An 8,381-nucleotide genomic window follows, 5' to 3' on the forward strand; every position below is an offset into this window, starting at 1 on the left:
TGCGCCCCGCAGGTCAGTCGAGGCTACGGCAGATTGTCCCGCAGAAAAATGTCGATGCGGATGCGCTCCTGGTCGGGGCTGATCGGCTCACCCGAACAATGCGCGAGCAGGACTCGCGCCGCAGACCGTGCCTCGTGGCCGGGATCCTGGTTGATGATGGCATCGAGCGTGCCGCGGACCAGGAAACGCCGCGTGTATTGGGTCAGCTCATGGGCAATCCAGACCACCTCGCGCGCCCGTCCCGAGGCCTCAAGCGCGTCGGCGATGCCACGGTTCCCGGCGCCGCAGCAGTATATGCCGCGCAGATCGGGCTGGCGCGCGAGCAGTGCCGCAGTGAGCTCCCGGGTGCGCTCGCTGTCGTCGCGGCCCTCGATCACCGGCAGCGCGACTAGGCTCTGATATTCGCTGGACAGGATCTGGTGGAAGCCGAATTGCCGTTCGGTGTGATCGCGCAGCGACAACGATCCCGCGATGACGGCCACCGTCCCCTTGCGACCAGTGAGGAACCGTCCCATCAGCGTTGCAGCGGTGCGGCCTGCCGCCGGGTTGTCGATGCCGACATAGTGCAGCCGGCGCGAGCTCGGCGCGTCCGACACGAGGGTCACCACAGCGACCCCGCGCGCAGTGAGTTCGTCGATCGCGGCGCGCACCCTGGGATGGTCGAGCGCGATCACGGCGACGCCCTGATAGGCAGGCGAGAGATTTTCCAGCGCGGCGGCGAGTACGTCCGGATCGAACACGTCGACACGCAGGATATCAATGAAGCCGCGCTGGCCGGCGAGCCAGTCTGCGGTGCGCTGGACCTGCTCGGTCAGGTTGGTCATGAAGCTGTTGCTGCCCGTCGGCAGCACAAAGGCAAAGCGGAACGTCTGCCCGCGGGCAAGCCGCGCGGCCGCGACGTCGGCTCGATAGCCGAGTTTTGCCACCGCGGCCTCGACCCGCGCGACGGTCTTGGCGCGCACGCCCTCGCGCCGGTTGACGACGCGGTCGACCGTGGCGAGCGAAACACCCGCCGTGCGCGCAACGTCCTCAAGCGTGGCACGAATCACCGGCTGGCTCGCACCAGCATTCATTCGCGCGCCGCCCACAGCATGCCGCGGGTCATCAACGTCCGGATCTCCGGTACGTCGAGCTCGTAGGCGCGGTGGCCGAGCGAGGAATAGAACACCCTGCCCGCGCCGTATCGCTTCTTCCAGACCACGGGCATTACCACGCCCTCGATCCAGGGCGCGTGCTCGCCGGTGAAGGTCGTCGTCGCCAACACCTCGTTGGCGGGGTCGACATGCATGTAGTACTGCTCGGAACGATGCTCGAAACTCTTCAGGCCCTTCATGATGGGATCATCCGGCTTCGTCAAGTCGACCTTGTAGTCGATGATGTTGCCGGGATGCGCAACCCACTGCCCGCCGCACAGGAACTGGTAGTCGACGGAATCGCGGAACGCGTCACCCATGCCGCCATGATGGCCGGCGAGCCCGACGCCGCTTCGGACCGCAGCGCAGAGATTGAGCGCTTCCGCCTTCTCGATCTTCGACATGGTGTAGATCGGGATGATCAGTGACAGGTCGTGAATCGCGGGATCGGCGAACGCGGCGGTGGTGGTTTCGATCCGCACCTCGAAGCCTTCAGCCTTCAGCCAGCCGCGGATCATCGAAGCGCAGAGATCGGGATCGTGTCCCGGCCAGCCGCCCCATACAATCATTGCCTTGCGCATGGTCATTCCCTCAGTCGATCTGTCCGGTTTCGCGCCCGGCCGGCAGCATCGCCGGCCGCTCGACGCGGCTCTCGATCTTGACGCGCCGGCCTTCGTCGGCAGAGATCTGGAACGCCTCCATCACCTCCAGCACGTGGAAAGCGAGCGCGCCGCTCGCACGATGCGGCCGGTTGTTCAGTATCGCGGAGGCCATATCGGCGGCGCCAATGGAACGGAACTCGCCATCGACATGACCGTGGGTCAGCGGGACCGGCTCCCAGTCGCCGCCAGCCTTGGCGACCTGCACCTCGCCGCCGAAGCGGTTCGGGTCCGGCACCAGCATGCTGCCCTTGTCGCCATAAATCTCGATCGGCGCGTGCCGGTGCTTGGGCACGTCAAAGCTCATCGCGATCGAGACGATCGCCCCGCTCTCGAATTCGAGCGTGCCGGCGACATGGGTCGCAACTTCGACCGGGATCAGCGTTCCGTTCATCGGCTGGCTGGTGACCAGCCGTTCGGATTTCGGGCGCGCGGTCGAACCCATCACGCTCGCCACGGGGCCGAGCAGCTGCACGAGATCGGTGATGTAGTACGGGCCCATGTCAAGCATAGGCCCGCCGCCGCGCAAATAATAGAAACCCGGCGCCGGATGCCAGCGCTCGTGGCCGGGGCAGCCGAAGAAGGCGCTGCCGGCCACGGGCGTGCCGATCGCGCCATCGTCGATCAGCTTGCGCGCGGTCTGGTGCCCACCGCCAAGGAACGTATCGGGTGCGCAACCGACGCGAAGACTCTTCTGCGCAGCGAGCTCCATCACCTTGCGCGCTTCCGTGACGTTGATGCCGAGCGGCTTCTCGGAATGAACGTGCTTGCCGGCGTTCAGCACTGCGAGACTGACGTCGGTGTGGGCGAGTGGCACGGTGAGATTGATGACGATCTCGACGTCGTCTCGCTTGAGCAGCTGATCAACCCGCATCGCCGGCAACCCGAAGGCGGCGCCCTGCCGCTCTGCCGCATCGCTGCGCATATCGGCGAGCGCCTTGATTTCCATGACCGCGAAGCGCTGGGCCGCCTTCAGATAAGCGGTGCTGATATTGCCGCAGCCGATGATGCCGATGCCGACTTTTCTCATTGTGATCTCCGTGAGGTACCGTTCATCCCTTGACCGCGCCGGCGGTGAGGCCTGCGACGATGTGCTTCTGCGCCAGGAGGAAGAGAATGATCGTCGGCAGGATGGTCAACGTGATGAAGGCCAGGATCAGATGCCACTCGGACGAATACTCGCCCTGATAAATCATGATACCGAGCGGCCAGGGATAGAGCGCGTCGGTGTTGAGCATCACCAGCGGCAGCAGATAGGCGTTCCAGCTGTTGACGAAAGTGATGGTACCGACGGTCGCCAGGATCGGCCGGGACAAAGGCAGGGTCACATAGCGGAAGAATTTGATATAGCTGCAGCCGTCGACCAGCGCGGCCTCCAGCAATTCGTACGGGATGTCCTTGAAGAAACGCCGCAGCAGCAGCACGCTCATGGCGAGACTGAAAGCCGTCTGCGGCAGCGCAACGCCAAAGTATGTATCGAGCAATCCGAGATCGCGGACCTTGATGAAGAGCGGCAGCACCGCTGTCGCGGCTGGAAACAGCAGGCCCAGCGTCAGGTAGCTCAGCAGCATCGAGCTGCCATAGAACCTGATATGGGCGAAGGTGAACGCCGCCATCGAGGCGACGATCAGGGTCAGGGCCACCGTGAGGGTCGAGATGATCAGCGAGTTGCGCAAGAGCTGCCAGTAGCGTGCCGAGAACAGGATGTCGGCGTAATTCTGCCACTCCCAGTGACGTGGCAGGCCGAACGGATTGACGCGCAGCTCGCCGAGCGATTTGAAACCACCGAACAAGGTCGCAAGCAGCGGGACCACTACGATGATGGCGACGACGGCGAGGAACACCAGCTTGAACAGCATTGCGGGATCGAATGGCGCGCGGATCGCCTTGGCATTACTCATCGCGCATGAACCATCGCTTGTACGTGAAGGCAAAGGTCACGCAGATCGCAAACAAAATGACGCCGATGGCACTGCCGTAGCCGACCCGCATGCGCGAGATGCCGTTGTTGTAGAGAAAGCTCACCATCGTGTTCGAGGAGTCCGCTGGCCCCCCGCGCGTCAGCGGCATGACGAGGTCGAACAGCTGCAGCGAGCCGACGATGGCGAAGAACACGGATAGCCTTATCGTCGGATAGAGCAAGGGGATGACCACATGTCGCAAGGCTTGCGATCGGGTCGCGCCGTCGATACGCGCCGCCTCGACCAGGCTCTTGTCGAGGCCCTGGAGCGCTGCGATGAATAGCATCATGTGGAAGCCAAAGTACTTCCAGACGACCACGATCAGCACCGCCAGCATGGCCGTATCCGTCGATGCAAGCAGATGCGGCGGCTCGGCGCCGAAGCTGCGCCAGATCGAGGCCACAAGGCCGTAGTCGCCATCATAGACGAAGCTGAAGATCAGCCCGGTTGCGATCTCCGCCAGGATATAGGGCATGAAGACCAGCATGCGCAGCGCCACCGCCCCTCGAAAGCGTTCGGCGAGCATCAAGGCCAGGGTGAGCGCAAGCGGCAGCTGGATGGCGAGCGAAACAGCGATGATCAGGCCGTTGTTGCGCAGAGCGAGCCAGAAGGCGCGGGTCTCCAGCACAAAGCGGTAATTGTCCAGGCCAATCCAGTTGGTCGGCCTGCCGAATCCGTTCCAATTGAAGCCCGAGTACCAAGCTGCTTCGCCGATCGGCAGCACAACGAACAACGTGAACAACAGCAGCGCCGGCGGCAGGAACAGGATGAGCACCGTCAGCCTGCCGTCCCAACTCGGGCCACGGACCGTGACCTGCGGGACCATCTCGCCAGCAGCGCCGATCGCCGACACGCTCGCGGTCCGCCGCGTCACCGTCAGTTGCCCTGTTTCCACGCCGCCTCGATCGCCTTGGCAGCCTCTTGCGGGCTCATGCTGCCGCCGGCGATCTCGGCCGTGACGTCGTTGACGACGCGGCCGACGGACGGACCCAGGCTCTGGTCATAGAAGTTCTGGTGGTAGTTCGACTTCGCCAGATTGGCGGCGATCAGCTTCATGAAGCCGTTGTTGAGGCCGACATCCGCGCCCTGCACCACCGGGATGATGAAGTTGCCGGCGGCAAGCCGCGTCTGCACCTCTTTGGAGACGAAGTACTTCAGGAAATCGACAGCCTCCTTCGGCGAGCCTTTCGTAATCAGCCAACCGGTGATGCCCCCGAGCGTATCGGTCGGCGCGCCCTTACCGCCGGTCACGACCGGGAAGTCGAACCAGCACATCTTGTCCTCGGTCAATCCGATCTTGTCGGCGGCGAGAGCGCGCTGCAGATGATAGACCGTGCTGATCGCGAGCGTCATCGCCGCCTTGCCGTCGCCGAAATAGCCGACCGCCTGCGGGTTCTTGAAACCCAGGAAGCCATTCTGGAACGGTTGGAGATCCACGAGTTGCTTGAACAGCTCGCCGGATTTCTGGAAGGTTTCCCCGGCAAAGCCGCCGTTCTCGCCACGCAGCGCCGCATCGAACGCCGCCTTGCCGCCGATGCGCACAGCAAGATGCGTCCAGTAGAAGTGCAGTGGCCACTTATCGGCGCCGCCGACCACGATCGGGGTCACGCCGGCGGATTTCAACGTCTTCACGGCAGCAAGCAGATCGTCCCAGCTCTTGATCCCGGCAGGGTCGACCTTCGCCTTGGCCATCAGCTCCTTGTTGCAGAGGAAGCCGACCTGCGAGAGCGCCGTGGGCAGACCATAAACACGGCCGTTGCTGGTGAAGGCGGCGAGCGCCGCGGGTGTGAGACTGTCGCTGTAGCCCTTCACGGAATCGGTGATGTCGTCGAGCACGCCGGCCTCGATCTGCGTCTTCAGGACACCGCCGGACCAGCTGTAGATGATGTTGGGCCGGTCCCTGGATTGCAGGATGGTCGGCAGCTTGGCCTTGTAGGCCTCGTTCTCGAGGAACTGCATCTCGACCTTGACGCCGGGATGCGACCCCTCATAGGCGCGCGCAACCTCCTCCCAGATTTTGACCTGGGCCGGGTTGGCCTCGATGTGCAGCCACTTGACCGTCGTTTCGGCCGCAGCGAGTTTCGCTCCGAACAGGCATGCGACAACGGCTAGTCCCAGTTTCCCGAGCAGTCTCATCACATTCCTCCCAAGGGCTCTTATTCTTTGATGCAATCCTGCCTTCGATTTTTGAGGTACGCAACTGAAATTCTGACCTATGCACCTCACGAGGGAGGTCGCTAAGGTGAGCGGGAGAGTCGGGCCGCGTCGCGCTGCCCCCAACGCAAATCGAGGGATATCCATGGCTGCCGTTTATTCCGACCTCGCCGGCAAGGTCGTTCTCGTCACCGGAGGCGCATCGGGAATTGGCGCTGCGATCGTGCGGCGCTTCGCACAGCAGAAATCCAATGTCGTGTTCTTCGACATCAATGTCGACGCGGGCCAATCGCTGGCACGCGAGCTGTCGGATCAAGGTCTTAGCGCGCGTTTCATGCGTGTCGACTTGACCGATATTGCCGCGTTACGTGCCGGTGTCGCGGAGGCGCGCAATGTGCGCGGCGCGATCAACATCCTCGTCAACAATGCCGCGCATGACGAGCGGCACAGCACCGAGGAAATGACACCGGAATATTGGGACGACCGCATCGGGGTCAACTTGAAGCACCAGTTCTTTGCTGCGCAGGCCGTGTTGCCGGACATGAAGGCGGCGAACGCCGGCGCTATCATCAATTTCGGCTCGGTATCGTGGATCGCCGGACAAGGCGGCATGGCCGCCTACACCGCCAGCAAATCGGGTGTGATCGGTCTCACACGCTCTCTGGCGCGCGATTACGGCGCCTACAATATCCGCGTGAACGCGATAGCGCCGGGATGGATCATGACTGAGCGCCAGCTCGATAAATGGATGACACCCCAGGGCGAGGTCGAGCTCATGCAACGACAATGCCTGAAGCGCAAGCTCATGCCCGACGAGGTCGCGAAGTTCACCATCTTCCTCGCTTCCGACGAGGCTTCTGCCTGCACAGCCCAGCACTACATCGTCGATGGCGGCTGGGTCTGAGGCGGACCAGACCAGATCGTGCATCGGCGCGCCGCTACTTTGCCAGGCGGAACTTCCCGCCTTCGACCTTGATGAGAAAGGCCGAGCGCTCATCATAGCCGTTGTGATCGGCCTTGCTCATGTTCGACAGCCCATTGTTGAGATAGATGTTCTGCCCACGCTCGAGTGCGTCCCGCAGCGCCGCGCGAAATTCGATTGTGCCAGGCTTTGCCGTCTTCAGCGCATCCGGTGCAGCTTTTCCGATCAGTGCCACGACATCCCAGAGGTGAGCAGCGAACATGTTGGGCTTTTGTCCGTTCGCCGCTTCATACGCGGTCACGAACTCCTCCGTCGAACGACGGAACGGATCTCCTGCGGGAAGATCGGCGGCAATGGTAAAAGCTTCGCCCGCGAATACCGCACCTTCGACGTTCGCGCCGCCGAGCTTGATGAACTCCTCACTGGCCACGCCGTGTGTCTGAAATATCTTCCCGGCGTATCCGCGCTCGCGGAGCGCCTGCTGCGGCAGGACGGCCGGAGTTCCTGCGGACGCGATGAAGACGGCATCGGGATTGGTCGACATCACCTTCAGCGCCTGACCGGTGACGCTGGTGTCGGCGCGCGCGTAGACCTCATGTGTGGCTACGGTCAGCCCCAACGCAGGCGCGAGGCGGCTCACCTCCTTGTAGTAGCCCTCGCCGTAGCCATCCGAAACGCCGATATAGCCGAGCGTCTTCACGCCTGATGTCGCGATATGCTTGAGGATGGCGGCCGCCATGAGGTCGTCATTGGGAACGACCTTGAAAGCCCAGGCACGCTTCTCATCCATCGGTTGAACGATGGCCGTAGCGGCAGCGAGCGACAGCAGCGGCGTCTTCGATTCGAGCGCGACATCCAGCATCGGCATGGTCACCGGGGTCAGAGAGGAGCCGACCAGCACGTCGACCTTATCCTGGATCACCAGCCGGCGTGCGTTCTGGACCCCTTTGGTCGAATCCGACTCGTCGTCCAGGACGATATAGGTCACCTTCTCTCCGCCGATCTCTTTCGGAAGAGCTGCAACCGTCTTGAGCTGCGGCTGTCCCAGAGCGGATCCCGGGCCGCTTGCCGAAATCACAATTCCAATTTTGATGTCCGCGTGAGCAGCATTTCCAAAAAGGACGCATGCCACAAGAAGCGAGGCTCGCGCGAAACCGATCTTCATGTCCCGTTCCTCCCTGTCCGCTTTGATGACTCCGCCGGCTGCATCGGGCGCCCCGGCTCGAGCTTGCACTGCTCTCCGGGACGCACCGACGCTGCCCAGAAGGCACGTCGTCCGACATACGCGTTCCCTCCTGCGGTCCCGAGCAAGCGGGCGGATCATGCTAAGCGGATCGCGGCAACGTGTCTGTCCCTAGCGTTAGGGACAAGACATCGGTGCTCGAACCGGAATCTCGAGGTAGACGGACACGCCTTCGCGTTCTCGCGGCGCATTTCGCCCGAGCTTTGCTTGGTCGCTTCACCCTCTTGTCCAAGAGGGCGCAGGGAAGGCCGGGTGCCGGCTGGCACCCGCGGTCCGCTGCGCGAAAAGCACACGCAGGAAAACCGCACA

The 8,381-nt window shown here is 63.0% G+C and carries 8 protein-coding genes; 1 reads left to right on the forward strand and 7 read right to left on the reverse strand.

Going from position 1 to position 8,381, the window contains the following annotated elements:
* Positions 1-23 precede the first annotated feature (23 nt).
* From IVB50_RS36475 to IVB50_RS36500, 6 genes are read right to left on the reverse strand one after another with little or no spacing between them, the layout of a single operon-like run.
* Positions 24-1,073, reverse strand: a complete 1,050-nt coding sequence (locus IVB50_RS36475) for a LacI family DNA-binding transcriptional regulator (protein WP_026233645.1) — start codon at positions 1,071-1,073, stop codon at positions 24-26.
* Positions 1,070-1,714, reverse strand: a complete 645-nt coding sequence (locus IVB50_RS36480; protein ID WP_026233644.1) for a ThuA domain-containing protein — start codon at positions 1,712-1,714, stop codon at positions 1,070-1,072. Before IVB50_RS36480 ends, IVB50_RS36475 begins: the two co-directional genes overlap by 4 nt.
* Positions 1,715-1,724: 10 nt before the next feature.
* The gene (locus IVB50_RS36485) at positions 1,725-2,822 is read right to left on the reverse strand and encodes a Gfo/Idh/MocA family oxidoreductase (protein ID WP_247299704.1); all 1,098 of its coding nucleotides are present in this window, start codon (positions 2,820-2,822) and stop codon (positions 1,725-1,727) included.
* Positions 2,823-2,844: 22 nt separating this feature from the next.
* A complete protein-coding gene (locus IVB50_RS36490) occupies positions 2,845-3,693 on the reverse strand; it encodes a carbohydrate ABC transporter permease (protein WP_247299707.1) in 849 nt (282 codons plus the stop codon).
* The gene (locus IVB50_RS36495; RefSeq protein WP_088930799.1) at positions 3,686-4,579 is read right to left on the reverse strand and encodes a sugar ABC transporter permease; all 894 of its coding nucleotides are present in this window, start codon (positions 4,577-4,579) and stop codon (positions 3,686-3,688) included. The genes IVB50_RS36490 and IVB50_RS36495 overlap by 8 nt, the downstream gene beginning before the upstream one ends.
* A 50-nt stretch (positions 4,580-4,629) precedes the next feature.
* Positions 4,630-5,889, reverse strand: coding sequence for an extracellular solute-binding protein (locus IVB50_RS36500; protein ID WP_018458720.1), 1,260 nt, complete (start codon positions 5,887-5,889; stop codon positions 4,630-4,632).
* 163 nt (positions 5,890-6,052) lie between these two features.
* Between IVB50_RS36500 and IVB50_RS36505 the strand changes: the two genes are divergently transcribed.
* Positions 6,053-6,811, forward strand: a complete 759-nt coding sequence (locus IVB50_RS36505; RefSeq protein ID WP_018458719.1) for an SDR family NAD(P)-dependent oxidoreductase — start codon at positions 6,053-6,055, stop codon at positions 6,809-6,811.
* A 34-nt stretch (positions 6,812-6,845) separates the two neighbouring features.
* On the opposite strand, the gene IVB50_RS36510 is transcribed toward IVB50_RS36505, so the two are convergent.
* Positions 6,846-7,994, reverse strand: a complete 1,149-nt coding sequence (locus IVB50_RS36510; protein ID WP_018458718.1) for an ABC transporter substrate-binding protein — start codon at positions 7,992-7,994, stop codon at positions 6,846-6,848.
* Positions 7,995-8,381: the final 387 nt, after the last annotated feature.

The organism is Bradyrhizobium sp. 87 (assembly GCF_023073015.1).
In the GTDB taxonomy this organism is placed as follows: Bacteria; Pseudomonadota; Alphaproteobacteria; order Rhizobiales; family Xanthobacteraceae; genus Bradyrhizobium; species Bradyrhizobium canariense_D.

Bases quoted from the DNA above. Each gene is read 5' to 3' on its own strand.
- IVB50_RS36475 (WP_026233645.1), bottom strand. From the start codon at position 1,073: ATGAATGCTGGTGCGAGCCAGCCGGTGATTCGTGCCACGCTTGAGGAC.
- IVB50_RS36480 (WP_026233644.1), bottom strand. From the start codon at position 1,714: ATGCGCAAGGCAATGATTGTATGGGGCGGCTGGCCGGGACACGATCCC.
- IVB50_RS36485 (WP_247299704.1), bottom strand. From the start codon at position 2,822: ATGAGAAAAGTCGGCATCGGCATCATCGGCTGCGGCAATATCAGCACC.
- IVB50_RS36490 (WP_247299707.1), bottom strand. From the start codon at position 3,693: ATGAGTAATGCCAAGGCGATCCGCGCGCCATTCGATCCCGCAATGCTG.
- IVB50_RS36495 (WP_088930799.1), bottom strand. From the start codon at position 4,579: ATGGTCCCGCAGGTCACGGTCCGTGGCCCGAGTTGGGACGGCAGGCTG.
- IVB50_RS36500 (WP_018458720.1), bottom strand. From the start codon at position 5,889: ATGAGACTGCTCGGGAAACTGGGACTAGCCGTTGTCGCATGCCTGTTC.
- IVB50_RS36505 (WP_018458719.1), top strand. From the start codon at position 6,053: ATGGCTGCCGTTTATTCCGACCTCGCCGGCAAGGTCGTTCTCGTCACC.
- IVB50_RS36510 (WP_018458718.1), bottom strand. From the start codon at position 7,994: ATGAAGATCGGTTTCGCGCGAGCCTCGCTTCTTGTGGCATGCGTCCTT.